This is a genomic window from Pseudomonas sp. AC239 (assembly GCF_979258545.1).
Window position 1 is genome coordinate 1,410,943 of sequence record NZ_OZ409864.1, and the last position, 26,870, is coordinate 1,437,812.

At 61.1% G+C, this 26,870-nt stretch carries 25 protein-coding genes; 13 read left to right on the forward strand and 12 right to left on the reverse strand.

What is annotated here, in order from left to right; genetic code table 11:
* Nucleotides 1-14 precede the first annotated feature (14 nt).
* From ACZ0AZ_RS06555 to ACZ0AZ_RS06565, 3 genes are all read right to left on the reverse strand, one after another.
* Entirely contained in the window at nt 15-1,265 is a 1,251-nt protein-coding gene (locus tag ACZ0AZ_RS06555; protein ID WP_016772829.1) for a sarcosine oxidase subunit beta, read from the reverse strand.
* 21 nt (nt 1,266-1,286) lie between these two features.
* Nucleotides 1,287-2,540: a serine hydroxymethyltransferase gene (gene glyA / locus ACZ0AZ_RS06560; RefSeq protein ID WP_129997764.1), complete on the reverse strand. Its 1,254-nt coding sequence runs from the start codon at nt 2,538-2,540 to the stop codon at nt 1,287-1,289.
* A gap of 284 nt (nt 2,541-2,824) precedes the next feature.
* On the reverse strand, nt 2,825-3,535 hold the full coding sequence (locus ACZ0AZ_RS06565; RefSeq protein ID WP_129997765.1) for a TraX family protein: 711 nt from the start codon (nt 3,533-3,535) through the stop codon (nt 2,825-2,827).
* Nucleotides 3,536-3,661: 126 nt separating this feature from the next.
* Between ACZ0AZ_RS06565 and ACZ0AZ_RS06570 the strand changes: the two genes are divergently transcribed.
* Together ACZ0AZ_RS06570 and ACZ0AZ_RS06575 are read left to right on the forward strand one after the other, a co-directional pair.
* Nucleotides 3,662-4,702 carry a threonine aldolase family protein gene (locus ACZ0AZ_RS06570; RefSeq protein WP_463537105.1) on the forward strand — a complete coding sequence of 347 codons (1,041 nt, stop codon included), beginning with the start codon at nt 3,662-3,664 and terminating at the stop codon, nt 4,700-4,702.
* Nucleotides 4,703-5,014: 312 nt separating this feature from the next.
* Nucleotides 5,015-5,548 (forward strand): REP-associated tyrosine transposase, encoded by a 534-nt coding sequence (locus tag ACZ0AZ_RS06575; protein WP_463537106.1) that lies wholly within the window; start codon nt 5,015-5,017, stop codon nt 5,546-5,548.
* A gap of 63 nt (nt 5,549-5,611) precedes the next feature.
* Here ACZ0AZ_RS06575 and gbcB read toward each other — a convergent pair whose 3' ends face one another.
* On the reverse strand, nt 5,612-6,712 hold the full coding sequence (gbcB, locus tag ACZ0AZ_RS06580) for a glycine-betaine demethylase subunit GbcB (protein ID WP_129997767.1): 1,101 nt from the start codon (nt 6,710-6,712) through the stop codon (nt 5,612-5,614).
* A gap of 296 nt (nt 6,713-7,008) precedes the next feature.
* Between gbcB and gbcA the strand changes: the two genes are divergently transcribed.
* Nucleotides 7,009-8,304: a glycine-betaine demethylase subunit GbcA gene (gene gbcA, locus ACZ0AZ_RS06585; protein WP_039757637.1), complete on the forward strand. Its 1,296-nt coding sequence runs from the start codon at nt 7,009-7,011 to the stop codon at nt 8,302-8,304.
* Between the two features lie 865 nt (nt 8,305-9,169).
* Here gbcA and etfB read toward each other — a convergent pair.
* From etfB to ACZ0AZ_RS06615, 6 genes are all read right to left on the reverse strand, one after another.
* Nucleotides 9,170-9,940, reverse strand: coding sequence for an electron transfer flavoprotein subunit beta (gene etfB / locus ACZ0AZ_RS06590; protein WP_024014592.1), 771 nt, complete (start codon nt 9,938-9,940; stop codon nt 9,170-9,172).
* A gap of 9 nt (nt 9,941-9,949) precedes the next feature.
* A complete protein-coding gene (gene etfA, locus ACZ0AZ_RS06595; protein ID WP_463537107.1) occupies nt 9,950-11,170 on the reverse strand; it encodes an electron transfer flavoprotein subunit alpha in 1,221 nt (406 codons plus the stop codon).
* The gene (gene dgcB, locus ACZ0AZ_RS06600) at nt 11,170-13,119 is read right to left on the reverse strand and encodes a dimethylglycine demethylation protein DgcB (RefSeq protein WP_463537108.1); all 1,950 of its coding nucleotides are present in this window, start codon (nt 13,117-13,119) and stop codon (nt 11,170-11,172) included. Before dgcB ends, etfA begins: the two co-directional genes overlap by 1 nt.
* A 113-nt stretch (nt 13,120-13,232) precedes the next feature.
* The gene (gene dgcA, locus ACZ0AZ_RS06605; RefSeq protein WP_129997770.1) at nt 13,233-15,293 is read right to left on the reverse strand and encodes a dimethylglycine demethylation protein DgcA; all 2,061 of its coding nucleotides are present in this window, start codon (nt 15,291-15,293) and stop codon (nt 13,233-13,235) included.
* 15 nt (nt 15,294-15,308) lie between these two features.
* Nucleotides 15,309-15,839 carry a 4-vinyl reductase gene (locus ACZ0AZ_RS06610; RefSeq protein ID WP_039757633.1) on the reverse strand — a complete coding sequence of 177 codons (531 nt, stop codon included), beginning with the start codon at nt 15,837-15,839 and terminating at the stop codon, nt 15,309-15,311.
* A 105-nt stretch (nt 15,840-15,944) separates the two neighbouring features.
* A complete protein-coding gene (locus ACZ0AZ_RS06615; protein WP_463537109.1) occupies nt 15,945-16,922 on the reverse strand; it encodes a dipeptidase in 978 nt (325 codons plus the stop codon).
* Between the two features lie 231 nt (nt 16,923-17,153).
* On the opposite strand from ACZ0AZ_RS06615, the gene ACZ0AZ_RS06620 reads away from it, so the two are divergent.
* The 4 genes from ACZ0AZ_RS06620 (at nt 17,154) to ACZ0AZ_RS06635 (ending at nt 18,759) form a co-directional block, all read left to right on the forward strand.
* Nucleotides 17,154-17,555, forward strand: a complete 402-nt coding sequence (locus tag ACZ0AZ_RS06620) for a lysozyme inhibitor LprI family protein (protein ID WP_024014598.1) — start codon at nt 17,154-17,156, stop codon at nt 17,553-17,555.
* Between the two features lie 197 nt (nt 17,556-17,752).
* Entirely contained in the window at nt 17,753-18,007 is a 255-nt protein-coding gene (locus tag ACZ0AZ_RS06625) for a type II toxin-antitoxin system RelE family toxin (protein WP_122699694.1), read from the forward strand.
* Nucleotides 17,991-18,314 carry a helix-turn-helix domain-containing protein gene (locus ACZ0AZ_RS06630; protein WP_073476454.1) on the forward strand — a complete coding sequence of 108 codons (324 nt, stop codon included), beginning with the start codon at nt 17,991-17,993 and terminating at the stop codon, nt 18,312-18,314. The genes ACZ0AZ_RS06625 and ACZ0AZ_RS06630 overlap by 17 nt, the downstream gene beginning before the upstream one ends.
* Before the next feature lie 28 nt (nt 18,315-18,342).
* Nucleotides 18,343-18,759: a DUF3010 family protein gene (locus ACZ0AZ_RS06635; RefSeq protein WP_039757629.1), complete on the forward strand. Its 417-nt coding sequence runs from the start codon at nt 18,343-18,345 to the stop codon at nt 18,757-18,759.
* A gap of 136 nt (nt 18,760-18,895) precedes the next feature.
* Here ACZ0AZ_RS06635 and ACZ0AZ_RS06640 read toward each other — a convergent pair whose 3' ends face one another.
* Entirely contained in the window at nt 18,896-19,840 is a 945-nt protein-coding gene (locus tag ACZ0AZ_RS06640) for a GlxA family transcriptional regulator (protein WP_129997771.1), read from the reverse strand.
* Between the two features lie 191 nt (nt 19,841-20,031).
* Here ACZ0AZ_RS06640 and ACZ0AZ_RS06645 point away from each other — a divergent pair, with 191 nt between their 5' ends.
* The 6 genes from ACZ0AZ_RS06645 to ACZ0AZ_RS06670 all read left to right on the forward strand — a co-directional run bounded on the left by ACZ0AZ_RS06645 (nt 20,032) and on the right by ACZ0AZ_RS06670 (nt 25,537).
* Complete coding sequence (locus tag ACZ0AZ_RS06645) at nt 20,032-20,976, forward strand: choline ABC transporter substrate-binding protein (RefSeq protein ID WP_129997772.1); 945 nt, start codon at nt 20,032-20,034, stop codon at nt 20,974-20,976.
* Between the two features lie 120 nt (nt 20,977-21,096).
* On the forward strand, nt 21,097-21,984 hold the full coding sequence (gene cdhC / locus ACZ0AZ_RS06650) for a 3-dehydrocarnitine:acetyl-CoA trimethylamine transferase CdhC (RefSeq protein WP_194935224.1): 888 nt from the start codon (nt 21,097-21,099) through the stop codon (nt 21,982-21,984).
* 211 nt (nt 21,985-22,195) lie between these two features.
* A complete protein-coding gene (locus ACZ0AZ_RS06655; RefSeq protein ID WP_463537110.1) occupies nt 22,196-23,161 on the forward strand; it encodes an L-carnitine dehydrogenase in 966 nt (321 codons plus the stop codon).
* Nucleotides 23,162-23,295: 134 nt separating this feature from the next.
* On the forward strand, nt 23,296-23,772 hold the full coding sequence (locus ACZ0AZ_RS06660; protein ID WP_310403509.1) for a thioesterase family protein: 477 nt from the start codon (nt 23,296-23,298) through the stop codon (nt 23,770-23,772).
* Between the two features lie 23 nt (nt 23,773-23,795).
* The gene (locus ACZ0AZ_RS06665) at nt 23,796-24,959 is read left to right on the forward strand and encodes a gamma-butyrobetaine dioxygenase (RefSeq protein ID WP_463537111.1); all 1,164 of its coding nucleotides are present in this window, start codon (nt 23,796-23,798) and stop codon (nt 24,957-24,959) included.
* A 314-nt stretch (nt 24,960-25,273) separates the two neighbouring features.
* Nucleotides 25,274-25,537, forward strand: a complete 264-nt coding sequence (locus ACZ0AZ_RS06670; RefSeq protein WP_016772808.1) for a hypothetical protein — start codon at nt 25,274-25,276, stop codon at nt 25,535-25,537.
* 73 nt (nt 25,538-25,610) lie between these two features.
* On the opposite strand, the gene gbdR is transcribed toward ACZ0AZ_RS06670, so the two are convergent.
* A complete protein-coding gene (gbdR, locus tag ACZ0AZ_RS06675) occupies nt 25,611-26,714 on the reverse strand; it encodes a choline metabolism transcriptional regulator GbdR (RefSeq protein ID WP_129997777.1) in 1,104 nt (367 codons plus the stop codon).
* Nucleotides 26,715-26,870: the final 156 nt, after the last annotated feature.

Genomic DNA, 26,870 nt, shown 5'->3' on the forward strand with positions numbered 1-26,870 from the left:
AGGGATTTCTCCTGTTAGTGGGCGACGGCAGCAGCGCCGTGTTCGTCGATCAGAGCGCCGTTGTGGAAACGGTCGATGGAAAACGGTGCGGCCAGCGGGTGCATTTCACCCTTGGCCAGACTCGCGGCAAACACGTTGCCCGAACCCGGTGTGGCCTTGAAGCCGCCGGTACCCCAACCGCAGTTGAAGAACATGTTCGGTACCGGCGTTTTCGAAATGATCGGGCAAGCGTCCGGCGTGGTATCGACGATGCCGCCCCACTGGCGGTTCATGCGTACCCGCGAGAGCACCGGGAACATCTCGACGATGGCCTGGATGGTGTGCTCGATCACCGGGTACGAACCACGCTGGCCGTAGCCGTTGTAGCCGTCGATACCGGCGCCGATCACCAGGTCGCCCTTGTCGGACTGGCTGATGTAACCGTGCACGGCGTTGGACATGATCACGCTGTCGATAATCGGTTTGATCGGCTCGGACACCAGCGCCTGCAGCGGGTGGGATTCGATCGGCAGGCGGAAACCGGCAAGCTTGGCCATGTGCCCGGAGTTACCGGCAGTGACCACGCCGACGCGCTTGGCGCCGATGAAACCCTTGTTGGTTTCAACGCCGATGCACACACCGTTTTCCTTGCGGAAACCGATCACTTCGGTCTGCTGGATCAGGTCCACGCCCAAGGCATCGGCGGCACGGGCGAAGCCCCACGCCACGGCATCGTGACGGGCGACGCCGCCGCGACGCTGCACGGTGGCGCCCATGATCGGGTAGCGGGTGTTTTTCGAGCAGTCCAGGTACGGAATCTCGTCCGCAACCTGCTTGGCGTCGAGCAGTTCGCCGTCGACGCCGTTGAGGCGGTTGGCGCTGACCCGACGCTCGGAATCACGGATGTCCTGCAGGGTGTGGCACAGGTTGTAGACGCCACGCTGGGAGAACATCACGTTGTAGTTGAGATCCTGCGACAGGCCTTCCCACAATTTCATCGCGTGTTCGTAGAGGTGCGCCGACTCGTCCCACAGGTAGTTGGAACGCACGATGGTGGTGTTGCGCGCGGTGTTACCGCCGCCCAGCCAGCCTTTCTCGACCACGGCGACATTGGTGATGCCGTGCTCCTTGGCCAGATAGTAGGCCGTCGCCAGGCCGTGCCCGCCGCCGCCGACGATGACCACGTCGTAGACTTTTTTCGGGGTGGGCGTGCGCCACATGCGCTGCCAGTTTTCGTGGTGGCTGAGCGAGTGTTTGAACAGGCCGAAGCCGGAATAGCGTTGCATAGTCATTACTCCAAAACCGACTCAGCGATAAACCGGGAAGTCTGCGCACAGGGCCGAGACCTGCTGGGCGACATTGGCCTCGACATCGGCGTCGCCGAGGTTGTCGAGGATGTCGCAGATCCAGCCGGCGAGGGTTTCGCACTGGCTGACCTTGAAGCCGCGCGTGGTCACCGCCGGGGTGCCGATGCGCAGGCCCGAGGTCACGAACGGCGACTGCGGGTCGTTCGGCACGGCGTTCTTGTTCACCGTGATGTGGGCACGGCCCAGCGCGGCATCGGCGTCCTTGCCGGTCAGGCCCTGACGAATCAGGCTGACCAGGAACAGATGGTTGTCGGTGCCGCCGGAGACCACATCGTAGCCACGCTTGATGAATACGCTGGCCATCGCCTGGGCGTTGTCGATCACTTGTTGCTGATAAGCCTTGAAGCCAGGCTCCAGCGCTTCCTTGAAGCACACCGCCTTACCGGCGATGACGTGCATCAGCGGGCCGCCCTGGGCGCCGGGGAAAACGGCGGCATTGAGCTTCTTCTCGATCTCTTCGTTGGACTTGGCCAGGATCAGCCCGCCACGCGGACCGCGCAGGGTCTTGTGCGTGGTGGTGGTGACCACGTCGGCGTACGGCAGCGGATTCGGGTACAGGCCAGCAGCGACCAGACCGGCGACGTGGGCCATGTCGACGAACAGCAGCGCACCGACCTTGTCGGCGATCTGGCGGAAGCGCGGGAAATCCAGAGTCTTGGAGTAAGCAGAGAAACCGGCAACGATCATTTTCGGTTTGCAGTCGACGGCCAGACGCTCGACTTCGTCGTAGTCGATCAGCCCGGTGTCGGTGTTGATGCCGTACTGCACGGCGTTGTAGAGCTTGCCCGAGGACGACACTTTGGCGCCGTGGGTCAGGTGACCGCCGTGGGCCAGGCTCATGCCGAGAATGGTGTCGCCCGGCTGGATCAGCGCCAGATACACGGCGCTGTTGGCCGAGGAGCCGGAGTGCGGCTGGACGTTGGCATAGTCGGCACCGAACAGTTGCTTGGCGCGTTCGATGGCCAGCGCTTCGACTTTGTCCACATGTTCGCAGCCACCGTAGTAGCGCTTGCCCGGATAGCCTTCGGCGTATTTGTTGGTCAGGCCGCTGCCTTGCGCCTGCATGACGCGCTTGCTGGTGTAGTTCTCCGACGCGATCAGCTCGATGTGATCTTCCTGACGTTGCTCCTCGGCATTCATCGCCGCCAGCAGTGCATCGTCGTAACCCTGGATCTGGTCTTGCTTGCTGAACATCGCGTCTCTCCCAGCGGCATCTGTGCGCCATTCGTCTCGGTAAGGCACTGGCAATGATGGCAGTGCCCTTTGATGCGATGGTATGACCGGCACAGACAGCTCAAATGCCTGCGGACGCCACGCAAAGGTGCGTTTACGACATGGTTGGAAAAGGCTGGTCGGACACATCATTCAAAAGCGTGGAGATCCCCAGTGGGAGCGGGCTTGCTCGCGAAGAGGCCGTGTCAGTCGACATCTATGCCGCCTGACACACCGCTTTCGCGAGCAAGCCCGCTCCCACAGGGTCAGGTGTATGCCGCGCGGACGGCGAGCAATAGAAGGAAATGCGCGGGATACAGCGCATATGCCCAGCGCCGCATCGGTGGTGGCTGCAGATGTCGCCCATGTCGCAACAGGAACATTCCCAGCATTGGCGCAAGCAGACATGTCGCCAGGCCGAGAATCGCCACGCTGTTACCGAACCGCGCCGATTCGAGCAGCACTTGCCATTGGTTCGCCGCCAGACACACCAGCCCCGGCAACAGGCTGAAATACCAAGGTCGGCGGAACACCAGCAGCATCGCCAGCGGCAACAATACGCCGAAGAAACCGAACATCAGTCGTTCTGAAAAAACCGCCGCAACCACCAACGCGGCCAATGCGAGCAACCGCGCCACCGACGCTGGGTCCTGCCAGCCGCGCGCCACCAGCAAGCCCAGCGCCAGCGTCGGCATCACGTTGAACGTGTCAGGGTCGGTGATATAAAAGCGATAAGGGATTTCGCTGATGGCGCTGAACAGCAACAGCCAGCCCAGATAGCGCCATTCCATTTTGCGCGAACCGTCTCGTGCCAGATTCGCCGCCATCGCCAGGCAAAACCATGGAAACGCCAATCGCCCGGGCACATACAACCAATCGGCGGAGAAGCCGACATATCGCAGGTGATCGAGCAACATGCTCAGCAACGCCAGCCACTTGAGCAGATCCAGGGCACCGTCGCGTTGGCTCAGGTGCATAATCGGCCCATAAACTGGTAATTTTCCCCACCCGACATCGCATGTGCTCCCCGGAAGATCTTCGGTAAAGTGCGCATCCTCATTGACCACGAGCCTTCACAAGAGTCTCGATTACGGAAGCCGGCCATGACCGACAAGAGCCAACAATTCGCCAGCGACAACTATTCCGGGATCTGCCCTGAAGCCTGGGCTGCCATGGAACAGGCCAACCACGGCCACCAGCGCGCTTACGGCGACGATGAATGGACCGCCCGCGCGGCCGATCATTTCCGCAAACTGTTCGAAACCGACTGCGAAGTGTTCTTCGCCTTCAACGGCACCGCCGCCAACTCCCTGGCCCTGTCGTCGCTGTGCCAGAGTTACCACAGCGTGATCTGCTCGGAAACCGCCCACGTCGAAACCGACGAATGCGGCGCTCCGGAATTTTTCTCCAACGGCTCGAAGCTGCTGATCGCCAGCACTGAAAACGGCAAGATCACTCCGCTATCGATCCGCGAAGTCGCCCTCAAGCGCCAGGACATCCACTACCCGAAACCGCGGGTGGTGACCCTGACCCAGGCCACCGAAGTCGGCAGCGTCTACACCCCGGAAGAAGTCCGCGCCATCAGCGCAACCTGCAAGGAACTGGGTCTGCACCTGCACATGGACGGCGCGCGGTTCTCCAACGCCTGCGCATTCCTCGGCTGCTCGCCCGCCGACCTCACCTGGAAAGCCGGCGTTGATGTGCTGTGCTTCGGCGGCACGAAAAACGGCATGGCGGTGGGTGAAGCGATCCTGTTCTTCAACCACAAACTGGCCGAAGACTTTGATTACCGCTGCAAGCAGGCCGGGCAACTGGCGTCGAAGATGCGCTTTTTGTCGGCACCGTGGGTCGGCATTCTGGAAAACGACGCCTGGCTCAAATACGCCCGCCACGCCAACCACTGCGCGCAACTGCTGGCAGAACTGGTCAGCGACATTCCCGGCGTCGAACTGATGTTCCCGGTGCAGGCCAACGGCGTGTTCCTGCAACTGTCCGAGCCGGCCATCGCTGCGTTGACTGCAAAGAACTGGCGCTTCTACACCTTCATCGGCAAGGGCGGCGCGCGTTTCATGTGCTCCTGGGACACCGAAGTAGAGCGCGTGCGCGAACTGGCGCTTGACATTCGCGAAGTGATGTCAGCCTGATCCCCCCGCCACACTGATCGTTCCCACGCTCCGCGTGGGAACGCCTCCGGGGACGCTCCGCGTTCCAGCCTCAACACCATCGCCACATTGAACACCGCTATGACGCGGAGCGTAAGTGGCTGCATTCCCACGCAGAGCGTGGGAACGATCCCGCGTCAAAATGACGTTTCCTACGCACACCAGTGGCCTCTTCCGCTAGCGCGATAAATCCGCACGCCCCACCCTGATCGTTCCCACGCTCCGCGTGGGAATGCCTCCCGGGACGCTCCGCGTTCCATCTCCGTCGCACCGCAAGATTCAAGGAAGAATCCCATGGGCCGCAGCCGCTATTTGGTTACCGAAACCGACAAACCGCATTTCCTCACCTGCACGGTAATGGAATGGCTACCGTTGTTCATCCGTCCGTACATTGTCGACCACCTGCTTGATTGCTGGCGCTATCAACAAACTCATCATGACTTGAAGCTTTATGGCTACGTGATCCTGGAAAACCACCTACATTTCGTCGCTCAAGCACCCGATCTGAGCAAATGCCTCAGCCAGTTCAAGTCCTTCACCGCGCGACAAATCATCAATGACTTGCAAACAAAAGGCGCCGACAAAGCGTTCCAGCGCCTGCGCTTCAGCAAGCGTGCGCACAAACAGGATCGGGTCTATCAGCTATGGCAAGAAGGTGCACACGCAGAGATGGTCTACAGCGAATCAGTGATGCGTCAGAAGCTTGAATATATCCACAACAATCCGGTGAAACGCGGATATGTGGATTTACCGGAGCATTGGAGTTACTCGAGTGCCAGGGACTACGCGGGAATGGAGGGAATGATCGAGGTCCAGCGCTGGTATTGAAATGGGACGCGGAGCGTCCCGGGCGGCATTCCCACGCGGAGCGTGGGAACGATCATAAAAGCCTCAGAACTCAATCCGCACATCCCCCTTCGGCACGCTGCAGCACGACAGGATGAACCCCTCGGCCTCATCTTCCTCGGTAATCCCGCCGTTGTGCTCCATCTCCACTTCGCCGCCCAGTTTCATTACCTTGCACGTCCCGCAAATGCCCATGCCACAGGCTTTCGGGATCATCAGACCAAGCTTGGCGGCGGCTGCGTGGACGGTTTCGCCCGGGCCCACGCGGATGCTTTTGCCGGACGCGGTGAATTCGACCTGGTGCAGATCCGCTGCGTCGATTTCCGGCGCATCGGCGGCTTGTTCGGCCTGTTCCACCGCGTCGGCGCGGGCCTCGGGTGGCGTGGCGCCGAAGGACTCTTCGTGGTAGCGCGACATGTCGTAGCCGGCCACTTCCAGCAAGCGCTTGACCGCGTTCATGTATGGCGTCGGGCCGCAGCAGAACACTTCGCGCTCGAGGAAGTCCGGGACCATCAGTTCGAGCATCTTGTGATTCAGGTAACCGCGATAGCCGGCCCACGGCTCACCGAGGCCATGCTTTTCGCAGATCAGGTGCAGGCTGAAGTTGTCGATCCGCGACGCCATGTGCTCGAGCTCGCGGTGATAGATGATGTCTTTTGGCGAGCGCGCGCTGTGCACGAAGGTCATGTCGACGTTGGCGTTGGTGTCGTAGAACCAACGCGCCATCGACATGCACGGGGTGATCCCGACACCACCGCTCAGGTACAGGACTTTAGGGCTCGGGAAGTCCATGGCATTGAACAGACCGACCGGCCCGTGCACCGCCAGCTCTTGCCCTTCATGCAGCGTGTCATGCAGCCAGTTCGACACTTTGCCGCCCGGCACGCGCTTGATCGTCACCGAAAAGCTGTACGGCACCGACGGCGAGCTGGAAATCGTATACGAGCGCATGATCGGCTGGCCTTCGATTTCCAGCTCCAGGGTGACGAACTGCCCCGGTTTGAAGAAGAACAGGATCGGCTGGTCGGCCATAAAGCAGAAGGTGCGCACATCCCAGGTTTCCTGGATGACTTTGACGCAACGGACAATGTGTCGGCCATTGGCCCAGGTCTGGGTGGTGACCGGATTCAGGAAGCTGTTGGACATGCTGTTCTCCACGGCCGACTGTCGGCCTCTTGTCGGCGATTCTGCGTATAGCGCAGACCGTGCGTTTACCTATCCGCGACATTGACATACTTATCGCGACCAGCCCTTGAACACCGGGCCTTGCGCGTCGGGAACAGATTGCGCCATGTCGCGCATGGATAAGGTTCGCCCCAGCGCCGGCCCCACACTCGCCCCAACACAAGACGACTTCTTTACACCTTGCGTAGCAACCGTTTTGCAGCACACCTGATCAGCCACTTTCGCCGGCCACGCAGAGGGCCATGAGGATTACATCGATGGACGTCACCGCAAAAATCAGCCTGGGCGATCCGCTGGAACCCGCACGCAAGGCCACCGCACAAATGCTGCAGGAGCGCGAGCGCACCTTTTCCCTGCCGCAACCGTTCTACAGCGACGAGCGCCTGTTCGATATCGACATGCAGGAGATTTTCCAGAAAGAGTGGTTGATCGCCGGCATGACCTGCGAGATCCCGGCCAAAGGCAACTACCTGACTCTGCAGATCGGCAAGAACCCGATCATCGTCATCCGTGGCGCCGAGGGCGTGGTGCACGCGTTCCACAACGTCTGCCGCCACCGTGGCTCGCGCCTGTGCACCAGTGAAAAAGGCAAAGTCGCCAAACTGGTCTGCCATTACCACCAGTGGACTTACGAACTGGACGGGCGCCTGCTGTTCGCCGGCACCGAGATGGGCGCCGACTTCGACATGAAGCAGTACGGCCTCAAACCGGTGAACGTGAAAACCGCCGGCGGCTACATCTTCATCAGCCTGGCCGAGAATCCGCCGGCCATCGATGACTTCCTGTCGACGCTCAACCATTACATGGAACCGTACGACATGGAGAACACCAAGGTGGCGATCACCACCACCTTGATGGAAAAGGCCAACTGGAAACTCGTCCTGGAAAACAACCGCGAGTGCTACCACTGCAACGCGTCGCACCCGGAACTGCTGAAAACCCTGCTGGAGTGGGACGACGTCACCGACCCGCGCGCCGATCAGGCGTTCAAGGATCACGTTGCTGCGTCCGCCGCTGCCTGGGAAGCGGAAAAGATCCCTTACGCCCACGCCAGTTTCGGCCTGCGCAACCGCATCGTGCGCATGCCGCTGCTCAAGGGCACCGTGTCGATGACCCTCGACGGCAAACAGGGCTGCGCGAAACTGATGGGCCGCATCAAGAACCCCGATCTGGGCTCGATGCGCATCCTGCACCTGCCGCACTCGTGGAACCACTGCATGGGCGACCACATCATCGTCTTCACCGTGTGGCCGATCAGTGCCCAGGAAACCATGGTCACCACCAAGTGGCTGGTGCACAAGGATGCGGTGGAAGGTGTCGATTACGACGTCGAGCGCATGCGCCAGGTGTGGGACGCGACCAACGATCAGGACCGCCGTCTGGCTGAGGAAAACCAGCGCGGGATCAACTCCACCGCTTACCAGCCTGGGCCTTACTCCAAAACCTATGAATTCGGCGTGGTCAACTTCGTCGATTGGTACAGCGAGCGCATGTTGAACAACCTCGGGGCCGAGCCTGCGCCTTACCTCAAAGGCGTTCCGGTTCAGGGCTGATCAAGAGCACAAGATCGCAGCCTGCGGCAGCTCCTACAGGTGGAATGCATTCCCCTGTGGGAGCGAGCCTGCTCGCGAAGGCGTCCTGACCTACATCACAAGTCTGATTGATCAATTTCCGATCAACCACCCCCGCCCCCATACCCACCAAGCCCTCCAGCCTTCCGCAAACAAGTTATCCACATACCCGCCCACAGCAAATGGGGGTAACTGTGGATGAGTGGAAAAATATCTTGCTGATTTGCAACGAAAAGCCGTGACTTATTCTGAATCACAGTTTCTGAAAACGATCGGTCGTTTTTTGATCAACGCCATGCAGACCACGGTTTCCAAGGCCTCCAGCGGGTAGCGAACACGTTATCCACAGAAGCGCCAACAGAGATCGGGGACAACTTTCAATCTTCTGTGGAAAACACCTACGGCTGGGGAAAACACCTTCGTCTTAACAGCTCTCGGCGCCCGGGAAGCACATTTGATCAATAATTAATCAAACCCATATAAGCCCTGCTCCATATGGCCTACAGCTGAGAGCGAACATCTTATCCACAGAAGCGCCAACAGAGATTGGGGGCAACTTGTCGATTTATACCGAGGGAAAAGTCCGAGAAATCCGTGAGTTACGCTGATCGTTTTTTGATCTTATGGCTGGAAGGCTTGAATGGCGTGGGGTACGAGCAAGGGCGAACACGTTATCCACAGCTTCGCCAACAGGGATTGGGGGTAAACAGTAAAGATTGACTGTGACAATGTGGGAGCGAGCCTGCTCGCGAAAGCGGACTATCAGCTGATACATGTATCGACTGACCCATCGCTTTCGCGAGCAGGCTCGCTCCCACAGTGGTTATTCCATGCCAGGAAGAAGTGACTAGCGGACAACGCCCTCTTCAATCAGCAGCTTCAGAATCGCCTCCGCCCCAGCCTGTGCGGTGACGCCTTTGAGCACCTGCCCCCCGCCGCCACTGGCCTTGGCCGTCGCAGCCTTCATTCGGTCGGCGCCGCTCTTGGCCTTGATCACCTTCAAGCGCTTGGGCCGTGGCTTGGCCGGTTGCAGCGTGGCGACGGCCAACAATTGGTCCTCCACCACTTCAACGTCATCGGCGGCCAATTCGCCCCGTCGTGCCGGGCCATACGCGCTCTGCCGAGGCTTCGGTGCGGCGTTATCCACAGTGGCCAGAAACGGCAGTTTGACCTTCAAGCGGCGTCGCTGCCCGCGCGGCAACGCTTGCAGGACCAGCGCCGATCCGTCGTTGATCGACTCGACCTGCGCCAGGCCCACCACCAGCGGCCAGCCCAGACCTTCCGCCAGCAGGAACGGCAACATCCCAGAACCCTCCCCGGTTTCCGCCTGGCTGCCGGTCAGCACCACTTGCGCCCCGGCGTCGCGCAGGTACGCCGTCAGCGCCGGCAAGGCGTCGGCGCCAGCGGGTTGTTCCAGCACATGCAGCTGTTCCAGGCCCATGCCCAAATAGGCGCGCAGGGCCGGTTCGGCTACATCACCGGCGTGCAGCACTTGCAGGTTATCCCCAGCCAGTTGCAGGCCCAGTTCCACCGCGCGCGCATCCTGATCGGCGCGCCGTGGCCGACCCGAGGTCGGGTGAGCGCCGATTGAAACCAGACTGATAACGTTCGTGTTCATAGGGTTTCCTTAAGCCGCATCGCGCTTGGCTTCGTTGCGGTAAGCCGCGACCGCTTCGATCAACGCTTGCAGAATCTCTGCGCTTTCGCCGATCACCGAGAGGTCGGCACGCTTGATCATGTCGCAACCCGGATCGAGGTTGATCGCCACCACCTTGTCGCAGGCGCCAATGCCTTGCAGGTGCTGGATCGCGCCAGAGATACCCACAGCCACATAGACCCGCGCAGTGACCCAGGTGCCGGACGCGCCAACCTGGCGATCCCGGGCCATGAAGCCATCGTCCACCGCAACCCGCGAAGCGCCTTCGGTGGCGCCGAGTGCTGCGGCGGTTTCGTGAAACAGCTGCCAGTCCTTGACCCCGTTGCCGCCGGAGAAAATGAATTCGGCCTCAGCCATCGGGATCGCCGCCGGATCCACCGCCACGGCACCAAGATCTTCGATTCGCGACAAGCTGCGCGCGACGCTTGTGGATAACTCCACGGGCAACGCTTCGTGACGGGTTTCGCTGACCGGTTCTGCGCATTCGGCAGCGGCGAGAATCAACCGCGCCACTGGACGCGCCAGGTCCTGCAATCCGGCCCCGGCGCGGCCGATGCACTCCTGATCCTTGACCTGCCAGACCCGCGTGGCCGGGCGCTCGCCCAGTGCAGCAGCAAAGCGCCGACCGAGTTCGCCGCCACCGCTGCGACTGTCCGGCAGCAACCAGTGACGCGGGTTGAACTGGTTATCCACAGCGCGCAAACCCTGCACCCGTTGTTCCGGTGCATAACCGCTGAATTCCTCACCTTCAAGCACCAGCAAGCGATCAACGCCGGCGGTTTCGAAAGCGCTTTCCTTGTGCTCGCCGAACACCACGGCGAGTACCGCACCATCGCTGCCGGCCAGTTGGTGAGCAAGGCCGAGCAGATCGCGGTCGTGGCTGCTCAGGCGACCACCGACCATGTCCGGCACCACACTGATGTAGAACGCCGGAGCCGGTACCTGATGCAGCGGCAACTGCACCTCAACAGCAGCCGAACGTTTGACCGCCCCGCCCTGCTGCGCGCCGCTGCGGTCGATCCGTTTGAGGCCGTTGGGACCGATAAAACCCATGCCGTGCAGATTCTTGCGGATGACGCCGTTGGGCCCCATCCAGCTGTGCTGCGCCGGTTGCATCGCCGCGTGCAGCGGATGCAGGCGGTTGCGCGCAATCCATTCGGCGCGCGGGTCGCGGCGGATAATGTCGCTCATCAGTGCACCTCCGCAGGTTCACGTTTGGCCGGGGTGGCAGGCTTGCTTGGCGCGGCGTCCTCGAGCAACGCGTCGGCCACCAGTTCGGCGATGTCCTTGATCAGCGGGCGCGGTTCGACCACACCTTCGAGCATCGCCGTGCACTGTGGACAACCCACCGCCACCAGTTCGGCGCCGGTTTCGCGGATGTCTTCCATGCGCATGTCGGGGATGCGCTGCTTGCCCGGAATGTCGGTGATCGGCGCGCCGCCACCACCGCCGCAGCAGCGCGAACGGAAGCCGGAACGTTGCATTTCTTTGACTTCGATGCCGAGGGCACGCAGCACTTCGCGCGGCGCTTCGTACTCGCCGTTGTAGCGGCCCAGGTAGCACGGATCGTGATAGGTCACGCTGCTGCCTTTGTGCTGACCGAGATTGAGCGCGCCGGCCTGAATGATCTCGGCCATGTAGGTGCTGTGGTGCTGCACGAGGTAATTGCCTTCGAAGGCGCCGTATTCGTTTTTCAGCACATGGAAACTGTGCGGATCGCAGGTGACGATGCGGTTGAAGCTGTATTTGGCCAACGTCTGGATGTTGCGCTTGGCCAGCAACTGGAAGGTCGCTTCATCGCCGAGACGCCGCGCCACATCACCGCTGTCGCGCTCCTCGAGGCCGAGCACGGCGAAGTCGATGTTTGCCGCTTTCAGCACTTTGACGAACGCGCGCAGGGTGCGCTGGTTGCGCATGTCGAAGGCGCCGTCGCCGACCCAGAACAGCACGTCGGTGGATTTCTTCTCACTGAGCAGATTGAGGTTCAGATCCGCCGCCCAGTTCATCCGCCCGCCCGGGGCGAAACCGCCAGGGTTGTCGGTGGCGATCAGGTTTTCGAGGACTTCGGCGCCCTTGTTCGGCGTCGCGCCTTTTTCCAGGGTCAGATGCCGGCGCATGTCGACGATCGCATCGACGTGCTCGATCATCATCGGGCATTCCTCGACGCAGGCGCGGCAGGTGGTGCACGACCACAGGGTTTCGGCATCGACCAGACCGTTGACGATCGGTTGGTGCGGATTGCCGCCATGTTCGCCAATCGGTTTGCCCGGATAAGGACTGCCGGCAAACTTCGCGTCGGTGCCGCCAGCGAGGCCAACGACCATGTCCTGAATCAGTTTTTTCGGGTTCAGCGGCTGGCCGGCGGCGAAGGCCGGGCAAGCCGCTTCGCACTTGCCGCACTGCACGCAGGCGTCGAAACCGAGCAACTGGTTCCAGGTGAAATCCTTGGGTTTTTCCACGCCCAGCGGCGCATCGGGATTGTTCAGATCCAGTGGCTTCAAACCGGTCGAGCGCCCGCCGCCGAAACGTTCCGGGCGACGGTGCCAGGCCAGGTGCAGCGCACCGGCAAAGGCGTGTTTCATCGGCCCGCCCCAAGTCATGCCGAAGAACAGTTCCGACACGCCCCACAGCACGCCAACACCGAGAATGGCGGCGAGCAGCCAGCCGCCGAAGTTTTCCGGCAGGATTCCCGCCACCGGCAGGGTCACCAGGAAAAACGACGCGGAGAAGGCCAGCAGGCTTTTCGGCAGGCGCATCCACGGGCCTTTCGACAGACGTGCAGGCGGATTGACCCGGCGCAGGTACATGAAAATCGCGCCGACGAACATCACCGCCGACATCAGCAGCAAGGCGTAGCCGAGGATGCGGTTATGCAGGCCGAAGCCGTGCACCAGAATGGCCAGCACAATCGACGCCACCGCACCGCCCGCCGTGGCGACGTGGGTGTTGGCAATGTATTTGTCCCGCGCGACGACGTGGTGCAGGTCGACCATGTAGCGCTTGGGCATGGCCAGCAGACCGCCGAGCAGATCGACCTTCGCCGCCCGCCCCCGGCGCCACATGTTCATCCGCCGCAACGCACCGAGGACAGCAAGGCCCAGGGCTGCGAACAACAGGATTGGAAGAAGGGTGTTCAACATCAGAGTCACCTCTGGCGAGCGGCAAGCTGCAAGCTACAAGCGGCAAGAAAGAGCAGCATGGATTGGCTGTGCTTTTTCTTGCAGCTTGCAGCTTGTAGCTTGCAGCTGAGCCGTCAAAAATCCTTACAGAGCCGAAGTGCGTCGTAAATGGCGGCGTGGGTATTACGCTGCGCCACGCAGTCGCCGATGCGGAACAGCAAGTAGCCCTCGCCCGCCTCGCTCAACGAAGGTTGCGGCTGGATCGCGAACAGCGCTTCGACGTCGATCTGGCCCTTGTTGCGCGAGCCGTCCTTGAGGGCGTAGTAGATTTCCTCGTCCGGGCGCACGCCGTTTTCGACGACCACCTGATCGACCACCCTTTCCTCTTTCGCGCCGGTGTATTCGTTCTCCAGCACTGCGATCAGCTTGTCGCCCTCGCGGTAGACCTTCTCCAGCATCATGTCGCCGGTCATGATCACTTCTTTCGGGTACATGCTGCGGTAGTAGGTCGGGAACGACGTGCCGCCGATGGCCACGCCCGGTTTGATGTCGTCGGTGACGATCTCGACCTGGCTGCCCTTGTCGGCGAGGAAGTCGGCCACCGACATCCCGGTGAATTCGCAAATGGTGTCGTAGACCAGCACGTTCTTGCCCGGCGCAACCTTGCCGTCGAGCACGTCCCAGCTGCTGACCACCAGCCCTTCGGCCGCGCCCCAGTGTTCGTTCTGCTCAAGGTACGGATGACCGCCGACCGCCAGCACCACCACGTCCGGACGCAGGTCCATGATGGTGTCGGCATCCGCCGCCGTGCCCAGGCGCAGATCGACTTTCAAGCGCGCCAGTTCCAGCTGGAACCAGCGGGTGATGCCGGCGATCTGGTCACGCTGCGGTGCTTTCGATGCGGTGGTGATCTGCCCGCCGATGAAGTCTTTTTTCTCGAACAGCGTGACGTCGTGGCCACGCTCAGCAGCCACGCGCGCGGCTTCCATCCCGGCCGGGCCGGCACCGACGATCACCACCTTGCGTTTCGGCCCGGTGGATTTCTCGATGATGTGCGGCACGCCCATGTACTCACGGGAGGTCGCGGCGTTCTGGATGCACAGCACGTCCAGACCCTGATACTGACGGTCGATGCAATAGTTGGCGCCGACGCACTGCTTGATCTGGTCGATCTGGCCCATCTTGATCTTGGCGATCAGGTGCGGGTCAGCGATGTGCGCGCGGGTCATGCCGACCATGTCGACGTAACCGCCTTCAAGGATGCGCGTGGCCTGGTTCGGGTCCTTGATGTTCTGCGCGTGCAGCACCGGCACCTTGACCACTTCCTTGATCCCGGCAGCCAGATGCAGGAATGGCTCCGGTGGATAACTCATGTTCGGAATGACGTTGGCCAGGGTGTTGTGAGTATCGCAACCCGAGCCGACCACGCCGATGAAATCGAGCATGCCGGTGTCGTCGTAATACTTGGCGATCTGCTTCATGTCCTCGTGGGACAAGCCGTCCGGGTGGAACTCGTCACCGCACAGACGCATGCCCACGCAGAAGTCGTCACCGACCTCGGCGCGCACGGCTTTCAGGACTTCCAGGCCGAACTTCATCCGCCCTTCGAAGGTGCCGCCCCATTCATCGGTACGCTTGTTGACGCGCGGGCTCCAGAACTGGTCGATCATGTGCTGGTGCACGGCCGACAGTTCGACGCCATCGAGGCCACCAGCCTTGGCCCGGCGAGCAGCCTGGGCGTAGTTGCCGATCACTCGCCAGATCTCTTCCGGCTCGATGGTTTTGCAAGTGGCGCGGTGCACCGGTTCACGGATGCCCGAGGGCGACATCAAGGTCGGCCAGTTGAAACCGTCCCAGCGCGAGCGACGACCCATGTGGGTAATCTGGATCATGATCTTGGCGCCATGCTTGTGCATGGCGTCGGCCAGATTCTGGAAGTGCGGAATGATCCGGTCGGTGGACAGATTGACCGAACTCCACCATTCCTGCGGGCTGTCGATCGCCACGACAGACGAACCGCCGCAAATCGCCAGGCCGATGCCGCCCTTGGCTTTCTCTTCATAGTATTTGACGTAGCGGTCGGTGGTCATGCCACCGTCAGTCGCGTAGACCTCGGCGTGCGCGGTGCTGAGCACGCGGTTGCGGATGGTCAGTTTGCCGATCTGGATCGGCTGGAACATTGCTTCGAAAGCCATGGCACGGTCCTCGGCTTACAACGGCTTGACGATGAACAAGCCGTCATCGTGGCCCTCTTCGGAGCCTCCGTAGACTTGTTCGGCGACAGTGCGGATCTTGCTGCCACGGGCTTCGAGAATCTGGTCCATGGCGCCGGCGAACCAGCCGGTGAACATGTAATCGACCTTGCGCCCGACCTTGCCGTAGACATAGACGAATGCCGAGTGCTCGAGCTTGACGCTGGCGGTGCCCTTGTCGAGGTCGATGTCCTGAATCTTGAACAGGCCCCAGCCGCGCTGCGACAGGCGCTTCATGTAGTGCTCGAACACCGCGACGCCTTCCAGACCGTGGCATTCGGCTTCCTTTTCACACCAGTGCCAGGCGGATTTGTAGCCGGCCTTGTAGAGGATCTCGGCATAGGCTTCAGCGCCGAGCACTTCCTCGATGCCCATGTGGTTGTTGACGAAAAAGTGACGCGGCACATACAGCATTGGCAGGGCGTCGGAGGTCCAGACACCGGTCTCGCTGTCGACTTCGATAGGCAATTGCGGGGCGATCTTGGCCATGGAAACTTAACTCCAGAAAAATGATGGTTCAGTGTTGGCCGCGGCCCTCACCCCAGCCCTCTCCCGCAGGAGAGGGGGCAGATCGGCGGCGGTCTTGAGAAAGCGTTATTCGCCCCAGACGTTCTTAAGAACGCTTACCCAGTTCTCGCCCATGACCTTGCGCACCACGCGCTCGGAATGGCCGCGCTTGAGCAGGGTTTCAGTGAGGTTGGGGAATTCGCCGACGGTGCGGATGCCCAGCGGGTTGATGATCTTGCCGAAGCTGGTCAGGCGGCGGGCGTAGCCCTTGTCGTGGGTCAGGTATTCGAAGAAGTCCTGGCCGTGACCCTGAGTGAAATCGGTGCCGATACCGATGGCGTCTTCGCCAACGATGTTCATGGTGTATTCGATCGCTTCGGCGTAATCGTCGATGGTCGAATCGATGCCCTTGGCGAGGAACGGCGCGAACATGGTCACGCCGACGAAACCGCCGTGGTCGGCAATGAACTTCAGCTCTGCATCGGATTTGTTGCGCGGATGCTCTTTGAGACCCGATGGCAGGCAGTGCGAGTAGCAGACCGGTTTTTTCGATTCGAGAATGACCTCTTCGGAGGTCTTGGAACCGACGTGGGACAGGTCGCACATGACGCCAACACGGTTCATCTCGGCGACAATTTCGCGACCGAAACCCGACAGGCCGCCGTCACGCTCGTAGCAACCGGTGCCGACCAGATTCTGGGTGTTGTAGCACATCTGCACGATGCCAACGCCGAGCTGCTTGAACACCTCGACATAGCCGATCTGGTCTTCGAAAGCGTGGGCATTCTGGAAGCCGAAGAGGATACCGGTCTTGCCCTGCTCCTTGGCGCGACGGATGTCGGCGGTGGTGCGCACCGGCATCACCAGGTCGCTGTTTTCGCGGATCAGTTTCTGGCTGGCAGCAATGTTGTTCACGGTCGCCTGAAAGCCTTCCCACACCGACACAGTGCAGTTGGCCGCCGTCAGACCGCCCTTGCGCATGTCTTCGAACAGCTCGCGGTTCCATTTGGCAATGATCAGACCGTCGATAACGATGCTGTCGGCGTGTAATTCGGCTGGGCTCATCAGGCGTCCCCTTATTGGCAATTCATGCGCCGAATCGTCTGCCGGCGCTTTGGGGCCAGCATATGCCTCGGTGCCGGGGCGACCGGGTGCAAAAACGACAGGGGAATTGCCGAAAGCGTCAATCCGCGACAAAGGGTCGTCGGCCGCCCTCCTCGGCTGGCTGTTCAAGCCCGCGCGCTTGCGCCAGAATCTGCCGCAGCCTGCACCTACCAACGGATTAGAGCGACCCCAATGAAATCGATCTTCCTCGCCCTGGCACTGATTGCGACCGGCGCCCACGCCGCCGAAGAATCCGAGAACAACCCGTGCGATGCGGTGGAAAACGACATCCAGACCCTGGAATGCTCCGCCTACAGCCGCAGCACCGCCGAAGACCTGCTCAAAGACAACTACGCCAGCCTCAACGAACGCATGCAGGCCGCCTACGGCAAGAACCCGACGCAACTGGCCGACATCACCGCCAAACTGAAAACCGCCCAGCAGCAGTGGTTGAAGACGCGGGATGCGGATTGCGCGGTGGAAGCGTTCCCGGCCACGGCGGGGAGCAAGGCGTTTACCATTGCGCAGAATGATTGTGTCGCGCGGATGAGTGATGAACGGTCGGAGTTTTTGGAGTCGATCGGGCAGGAGTGATAGAAGGTCTGCACGGCTGTTGCGGCTTCATCGGCGTAACCTCGTCCTCAACCACCATATTGCGATCGAGCCGACAGGCTGTGCCTTGATGGCCAGTAGCGACGCACACGCGCAACATGCCGACACGCCTTGTTTATTGGTCACTGGAAAAATATAAGCAAAGATTCGCGAATCTTATAAAAGACTTATATTCTTCTATGAACAGCATCCACTGGACTCGCAAAGCTGTTAAGCAGCTTTTGAAATTGCATTCCGTGCACCAAGGGAAGGTTCGAGACGCCGTCACGGCGCTTGCCGACATGCCCGATGTTGGCAACGTAAAAGCATTGGTTGGTCATGACTACGCTTACCGACTGCGTGTCGGCAATTATCGAGTCATGTTCGACTGGGATGGCGCAATCAAAGTGGTCAGTATTCAAGAGGTCAAAAAACGTGATGAACGCACCTACTGACATTCAAATAATCAATGACGCCGAGGGTAATCCTGCATTCGTGGTTATCCCCTACGCTCAATATGTCGCACAGAAAATACAGCCCGATCTGATTCCCCATGAGGTAGTAAGTCGAATCGTTGACGGCGCAACACCGATCCGCGCCTGGCGCGAACATCTCAACCTGACTCAGGAAGAAGTGGCCAAGCGCATGGGCATCTCGCAACCGGCGTTTGCCCAACAGGAAACTGTCGCCAAACCCCGCAAGGCCACCCGCGAGAAAATCGCCGCCGCGTTCGGCATCACAGCCAGTCAGCTTGAGCTGTAGGCTGCCCTCTTTATTCAAAGGAATTCCCATGAACATCTGCGGCATTGAAATCAAAGGCAGCGAAGCGATCATCGCCGTGGCGGCGCTCGACGGTTCGACGTTGAGCCACGTCCCTCTCGCCACGAAGAAGATTGCTCTGGATGATGATGACGAGGCGGCGAATGTGCGGCGGTTTGCGGCGCAGGTCGCGTCGTTTGTGCGGGAGAACTCGATTGACCGGATTGCGATCAAAAAGCGCAGCAAAAAGGGCGAGTTTGCCGGTGGTCCGACGACGTTCAAGATCGAGGGTGTGTTTCAGTTGCTGGATGGTTGCGAGGTGACGCTGCTGTCGCCGCAGACGATCAACGCGCAGGCCAAGAAGCACAATTTTGAACTGCCGGGGACGTTGAACAAATATCAGCATGAGGCTTACAAGGCGGCGTGCTCGGCGTTGGTGAAGAAATAGCCCTCTCTCAGACGCCGAAAATTAAATGTGGGAGCGAGCCTGCTCGCGAATGCAATGTGTCAGGCAACATCAGTGTTGAATGACAGACCGCTTTCGCGAGCAGGCTCGCTCCCACATTGTTTTCATGCAGGCCCATTCACGCCTGCGCGGTACGCCGGTCTTCGCGCGGGCAGCGGGCGAAACGCGCGCGGTAACTGCGGGTGAAATACGACGGTGATTCAAAACCGCAGGCAATGCTGACTTCGAGCACGCTCATGTCGGTCTGGCGCAGCAATTGCCGCGCCTTCTCAAGCCTTAACCGCAGATAGAAGTTGCTCGGCGTATCGTTCAGGTGCAGCCGGAATAACCTCTCCAGTTGCCGCCGGGTCACCTTGATCGACTCGGCCAGTTGCAGCGTGGTCAGCGGCGGTTCGCTGTGCTGCTCCATCTCGCCGATCACTTGCACCAGCTTCTTGTTATTGATCCCGTAGCGTGTGGCGACTTCCATGCGCTGGTGGTCTTTGCGCGGGCGGATGCGCCCAAGCACAAACTGCTCGCTGACCTGAATCGCCAGTTGAGGACCGTGGGCCTGGGCGATCAGGTCGAGCATCAGATCAATCGAGGCCGTACCTCCCGCCGACGTGATCCGCCGCCGATCGATCTCGAACAGTTCCTGGGTCACGCTGAGCTGTGGATAAGACTCCTTGAACGCATCGATCGCTTCCCAGTGCAGGGTCAGCCGATGGCCATCGAGCAGGCCCGCTTCGGCGAGGACGAAGCTGCCGGTGTCGATGGCGCCGAGGGTTACGCCGTCCTTGTCCAGCCTGCGCAACCAGTGCTCAAGCGTCGGCGTGACGAACTTCAGCGGTTCGAAGCCGGCCACCACCAGCAAGGTCGCGCCTTTCTTCAGCGGCTCCAGCGCCGCATCGGCGTTGACCGACATGCCGTTGCTTGCCAGTACCGCGCCGCCGTCAGCGCTGAGCACATGCCAGCGGTACAACTCGCCACGAAAGCGGTTGGCCACGCGCAACGGTTCGATCGCGGAAATAAAGCCGATGGCGGAGAACCCCGGCATCAGCAAAAAGTAGAAATCCTGGGACATGGGCGCACTCGGTTGGCGGGTCGCGTGGCTCGTTGATACGCCGATTATCGGCGCCGTTCAAGCGTGCAGGTCGCTACAGTGCAAATGCCAGTCGCCGCAGTGCGCTTTCACGGGTGCATAGCTGCGTAACTTGGCCTCACCGGCGCGCAGATGCCGGGAACCACAATAATCGAACTGCCGAGGAACCCGACATGAAACGACTGATCAGCAGCTGCGTTCTTGCACTCAGCGGTACCGCTTTCTTCAGCACCGGCGTGATGGCGGCCGAACCGGCCTCCTGCAAGAACGTACGCATGGGCGTGGTCAACTGGACCGATGTAATCGCCACCAGTGCCATGACCCAGGTCCTGCTCGACGGCCTCGGCTACAGCACCAAACAGACCAGCGCCTCGCAGCAGATCATCTTCGCCGGGATTCGCGATCAGCGTCTGGACCTGTTCCTCGGCTACTGGAACCCGCTGATGACCCAGACCATCACCCCGTTCGTCGAGGCCAAGCAAGTGAAAGTGCTCGAGGCACCGAGCCTGAAAGATGCCCGCGCCACCCTCGCCGTACCGACGTATCTGGCCGAAAAAGGCCTGAAAACCTTTGCCGACATCGCCAAATTCGAGAAAGAACTGGGCGGCAAGATCTACGGTATCGAGCCCGGCTCGGGCGCCAATACCCAGATCAAAGCCATGATTGCCAAGAACCAGTTCGGCCTGGGCAAATTCCAATTGGTCGAATCGAGCGAGGCCGGCATGCTCGCCGCCGTCGACCGCGCTGTGCGCCGCAAGGAAGCCGTGGTGTTCTTCGGCTGGGCGCCGCACCCGATGAACGTCAACATTCAGATGACCTATCTGACCGGCAGCGAAGACGCCCTCGGCCCGAACGAAGGCATGGCCACGGTGTGGACGGTCACCGCGCCGAAATACGCTGAGCAATGCCCGAACATCGGCCGCCTGCTGACCAACCTGACTTTCACCGCCGAAGACGAGAGCCGGATGATGCAGCCGCTGCTCGATCACAAGGATGCCTTCGAGTCGGCGAAGCAGTGGCTCAAGGATCACCCCGAAGACAAGCAGCGCTGGCTCGAAGGTGTGACCACTTTCGATGGCAAACCGGCTGCTGAACATCTGCAACTGACCAGCAAATAATCCCTCGATTGAAGAGCCCCTCACCCTGACCCTCTCCCCAAGGGAGAGGGAAATTTAACGACGCTTCGCAGCTCCGCCACGGGCTGCGAACAGACCCATCACGCCTGAAGGAAATGCACCATGAACCACGACGTCATCATCACCTGCGCACTTACCGGTGCTGGCGACACGACCGCCAAGAGCCCACACGTGCCGGTCACCCCGAAACAGATTGCTGCTGCCGCGGTGGAAGCGGCCAAGGCTGGCGCCACCGTCGTGCACTGCCATGTGCGCGACCCGCAGACCGGCAAGTTCAGCCGTGACGTGGCGCTGTACCGCGAAGTGATGGAGCGCATCCGCGAGGCGGACGTCGACATCATCGTCAACCTCACCGCCGGCATGGGCGGCGACCTCGAAATCGGCGCCGGCGAGAAGCCGATGGAGTTCGGCCCGAACACCGATCTGGTCGGTCCGCTGACCCGTCTTGCCCACGTTGAAGAGCTGCTGCCGGAAATCTGCACCCTCGATTGCGGCACGCTGAACTTCGGCGATGGCGACACCATTTACGTCTCCACCCCGGCGCAACTGCGCGCCGGTGCCAAGCGCATCACCGAACTGGGGGTAAAGGCCGAACTGGAGATTTTCGACACCGGGCATCTGTGGTTCGCCAAGCAGATGATCAAGGAAGGCTTGCTCGACAACCCGCTGTTCCAGCTGTGCCTGGGCATCCCGTGGGGCGCGCCGGCCGACACCACCACAATGAAAGCCATGGTCGACAACCTGCCCGCCGACGCGGTCTGGGCCGGCTTCGGCATTGGCCGCATGCAGATGCCGATGGCGGCGCAAGCGGTGCTGCTGGGCGGCAACGTGCGGGTCGGCCTCGAAGACAACCTGTGGCTGGACAAAGGCGTGCTGGCGACCAATGGCCAACTGGTCGAACGCGCCACGGAAATCCTCAGCCGCCTCGGTGCCCGCGTCCTTACGCCGGCAGAAGGTCGCAAGAAAATGGGCCTGACCCAGCGCGGCTGAACCTCACCCTTTCTCCCTGTGAACATAAATTTTGTGGTGAGGGGATTTATCCCCGATGGGTGGCGAAGCCGCCCCAAAACCTGACAACCCGGGGCATCAGATAGACCGAGAGCACAGGTTTTACGACTGCTTCGCAGCCGATCGGGGATAAATCCCCTCGCCACGAGAACAGAGTTTCCACTGGGATCACCGAACTCTTCAGGACATCACCATGCGCTTTATCACCGAAATCAAAACCTTCGCCGCTCTGGGCAGCGGTGTCATCGGCAGTGGCTGGGTCGCCCGCGCCCTCGCCCATGGCCTCGACGTGGTGGCCTGGGACCCGGCGCCCGGCGCCGAGGCGGCACTGCGCCAACGCGTGGCCAATGCCTGGGGCGCGCTGGAGAAGAACGGCCTGGCGCCCGGCGCTTCGCAGGATCGTCTGCGCTTTGTCGCGACCATCGAGGAATGCGTGCGTGACGCCGATTTCATTCAGGAAAGCGCCCCGGAGCGGCTGGAACTGAAGCTTGATCTGCACAGCAAGATCAGCGCTGCGGCCAAGCCCGATGCGCTGATCGGCTCCAGCACGTCAGGCCTTTTGCCCAGCGAGTTCTATGAGCGTTCGACGCACCCTGAACGCTGCGTGGTCGGGCATCCGTTCAACCCGGTTTATCTGTTGCCGCTGGTCGAAGTCGTCGGCGGCAAAAATACCGCGCCGGAAGCGGTGCAAGCGGCGATGCAAGTCTACCAATCCCTCGGCATGCGCCCGTTGCATGTGCGCAAGGAAGTGCCGGGTTTCATCGCCGATCGCCTGCTCGAAGCGCTGTGGCGCGAGGCGTTGCACCTGGTCAACGACGGTGTCGCGACGACCGGCGAGATCGACGATGCGATTCGCTTTGGCGCCGGTCTGCGCTGGTCGTTCATGGGCACGTTCCTGACCTACACCCTGGCCGGCGGCGATGCCGGCATGCGCCACTTCATGTCGCAGTTCGGCCCGGCGTTGCAGTTGCCGTGGACGTATCTGCCGGCACCGGAGCTGACCGACAAGCTGATCGATGATGTGGTCGATGGCACCACTGATCAGCTCGGCCGGCACAGCATTTCGGGGCTGGAGCGCTATCGTGATGATTGTTTGCTGGCGGTGCTCGAGGCGGTGAAGACCACCAAAGAGAAGCATGGGATGGCGTTCAGCGAGTGATTCGCTACCTGATCGTGCCCACGCTCTGCGTGGGAATGCAGCCCGGGACGCTCCGCGTCTCAGAAGCGTGACGCAGAGCGTCACAGGAGGCGTTCCCACGCAGAGCGTGGGAACGATCACCGCTAGGAGAAACCATGCCCCACCTGACCACTTACCAAACCACCATCATCTCCGACTGGGTCGACTACAACGGTCACCTGCGCGATGCCTTCTACCTGCTGATCTTCAGCTACGCCACCGACGCGCTGATGGACCGCCTCGGCATGGACAGCAGCAACCGCGAGGCCAGCGGCCATTCGCTGTTCACCCTTGAGCTGCACCTCAATTACCTGCACGAAGTGAAGCTCGACACCGAGGTCGAAGTGCGCACGCAAATCATCGGCCACGACAGCAAGCGCCTGCACCTCTATCACAGCCTGCACAAGATCGGCGATGAGCAAGCGCTGGCCGGCAATGAACAGATGCTCCTGCACGTCGACCTCGCCGGCCCGCGCTCGGCGCCGTTCAGCCCCGATACGTTGCATCGCCTGCAAGCCATCGTCGCCGATCAGACCGACCTGCCCGCTCCCGCTTACATCGGCCGCGTGATCGCGCTGCCACCCGCTCGGTAAATTCCCACTGTCAAGGAGCCGCCATGCACACCGCCGTCGCTGTTGCCGATTTTCGTACTTATCCGTTGATCAGCGCGCTGCGAGGCGTGCAGGGTCTGGCGGATCGCGCTGTCATCGAGTGGGCTGACGGTCGTATCAGCCCGTTTCACCACGTATGGCTGCGTGACAATTGCCCGTGTGATCGCTGCGTCTACAGCGTCACCCGCGAGCAGGTATTCGAAAGCGTCGATGCCGCCGAGGACTTGCAACCGCATGCCACGCGCATCGACACCGATGGCTGCCTGCGCATCGACTGGCAGGACGGTCACCTCAGCCGCTTCGACCCGGGCTGGTTGCGCGCTCACGCCTATGACGATCAATCCCGCGCCGAACGCATGGCCGGCAAACCGCAGCCGCGTTTGTGGTCCAGCGATCTGCAGTTGCCGGTGTTCGACTACACCGCACTGATGAACGACAACGCCGCGCTGCTGCAATGGTTGCTCGCCGTGCGCGACATCGGCCTGACCCAAGTGCGCGGCGCGCCCACCGAGCCGGGCTCGCTGAAACTCATCGCGCAACGGATTTCCTTCATCCGCGAAAGCAATTTTGGCGTGCTGTTCAATGTGCAATCCAAAGCCGACGCCGACAGCAACGCCTACACCGCCTTCAACCTGCCATTGCACACGGATTTGCCGACTCGCGAGCTGCAACCGGGGCTGCAATTTCTGCATTGCCTGGTGAATGAGGCCGAGGGAGGCGAGAGTATTTTCGTCGATGGTTTTGCGATCGCCGACGCCTTGCGTCAGGAGGAGCCACAGCTGTTTGAGGCCCTGTGTGAAATACCCGTGGAATTTCGCAACAAGGACCGGCACAGCGACTATCGCTGCCTGGCGCCGATCATTGCTGTGGATGCGCTGGGCCGGGTGGCGGAGATTCGCATGGCCAACTTTCTGCGCGGGGCGTTCGATACGTCGGTGGCGCAGATGCCGTTGCTGTATCGAGCCTATCGGCGCTTTATTGCGATGACCCGCGAGCCGCGGTTTCGGCTGGTGCAGCGGCTCAACCCGGGCGAATTGTGGTGCTTTGACAACCGCCGCACGCTGCATGCGCGCAATGCCTTTGATCCAGCCACCGGGGCGCGGCATTTCCAGGGCTGCTATGTCGACCGGGATGAGCTGTTGTCGCGGATTCTGGTGTTGCAGAGGTAGATCTGTGGGAGCTGGCTTGCCAGCGATGGCGTCAGCTCGATCACCCCCCCGTGATTCACAGGCAAAAAAAACTCCGATCAAGCCGTGACAGGATCGGAGCTGAGGAGGGTACTGTTGAGGAGCTGCCAGGCGAGGGTGACCAAACCTTCGTGAAGCGAGCTGGCACCAGTGTGCCTAGTCGACAATCCAGTCGGTTAGCCGAAAACGACCTGTTCATAGTCGTCCCGGCCACCGCGACAAAACGCCCTTGCCGGGTCCGGTCGGGGCCACCAGAATCGAGCCAAGACCTCCGTTGCCACAGAAGGATTTGCGTGATGATGTACGCCGATTTGATCGACCAGGAAGATCTGTTGGGCCAGCTCAAGGCCTTGGGTATTCAGGTACCGAGCGGTACCACCGCCGAGCAGGCCTGCGAGTGTGCGGTGCGTGGCCTGGATAACGTTCGCGCGTTTGAACTGCGCAAGATGGTCAAGGACATGTACACCAGCGGCGCCAGCATTCAGCCGGCGGTGCGCCAGGCAATCGATAAACAGTTGTTGCCGGCCCTTTCGGATTATCAGCAATCTCACAGCGCCTGAGAAACCCCTTCGCGAGCAGGCTCGCGCCTACCTGATCGTTCCCACGCTCTGCGTGGGAACGATCAGACTCGGTCTACAGCCTTACGCTGGCAAACGTCGACTCATTGCGCGCCTGACTCAGCGCCGACATCGGCCCCGAGAGCGGCGACATCACGATCGCTTGCGGCAGCGGCAACATCGCCACTTGCTGGGTGGTGTTGGAGCCGACGCGCTCGTCACGCGGCGGGATGCCGAAGTATTCGCGGTAGCACTTGGAGAAGTGCGGCGTGGAGACGAAACCACACACCGACGCCACTTCGATGATCGACATCGGCGTCTGCTTGAGCAGTTGCCGGGCGCGGATCAGCCGCAGTTTGAGGTAGTAGCGCGACGGCGAGCAGTGCAAGTATTTCTGGAACAACCGCTCCAGCTGTCGACGCGACACCGCGACATACACCGCCAGTTCATCCAGATCGATCGGCTCTTCCAGATTGGCTTCCATCAGCGCGACGATTTCCTGCAACTTCGGCTGGTTGGTGCCGAGCATGTGCTTGAGCGGCACACGTTGGTGATCCTGTTCGTTGCGGATGCGCTCGTAGACGAACATTTCCGAGATCGCTGCCGACAGTTCCCGACCGTGGTCGCGGCTGATCAGGTGCAGCATCATGTCCAGCGGCGCGGTGCCGCCAGAGCTGGTGAAGCGGTTACGGTCGAGGGTGAACAAGCGTGTGCTCATGGCCACCCGCGGGAAGGCTTCCTGCATCGCCGCCAGACATTCCCAGTGCACGCTGCAATCGAAGCCATCGAGCAGACCGGCGCAGGCCAACGCCCAACTGCCGGTGCACACCGCGCCAAGACGCTTGGACTGGCGCGCCTGGCTTTGCAGCCACGAGACGTGTTCACGGGTCACGGTGCGTTGAATGCCGATCCCGCCGCAGACAATAACGGTGTCCAGTTGCGGGGCTTTGTGCATGGAGGCGTCGGGAGTGATCTGCAGACCGTCACTGGCCCAGACCTGGCCACCATCGACGGTGAGGGTGCTCCAGCGATACAGCTCGCGACCGGACAACTGGTTGGCCATGCGCAGTGGCTCAACGGCGGACGCCAGGGAAATCAGCGTGAAATTGTCCAGCAGCAGAAAGCCGATGGATTGAGGCGCACGGTTCTGGGGTTGGGCCCCGGAGTTGAACGACGTCATCGCGGTATCTCCTCACACAAAGCGGGTGGCGGCCTCAGGTGGAGGCTCTTGTTATTGCCCGCGTCTCACGGAGAAAGCAGGCTTTGTTATGACAGAGCAATTGCCGTGCCTGAAATTGGACGGCCATTCAATAACTCCTGAAAACGACCTCGCGAC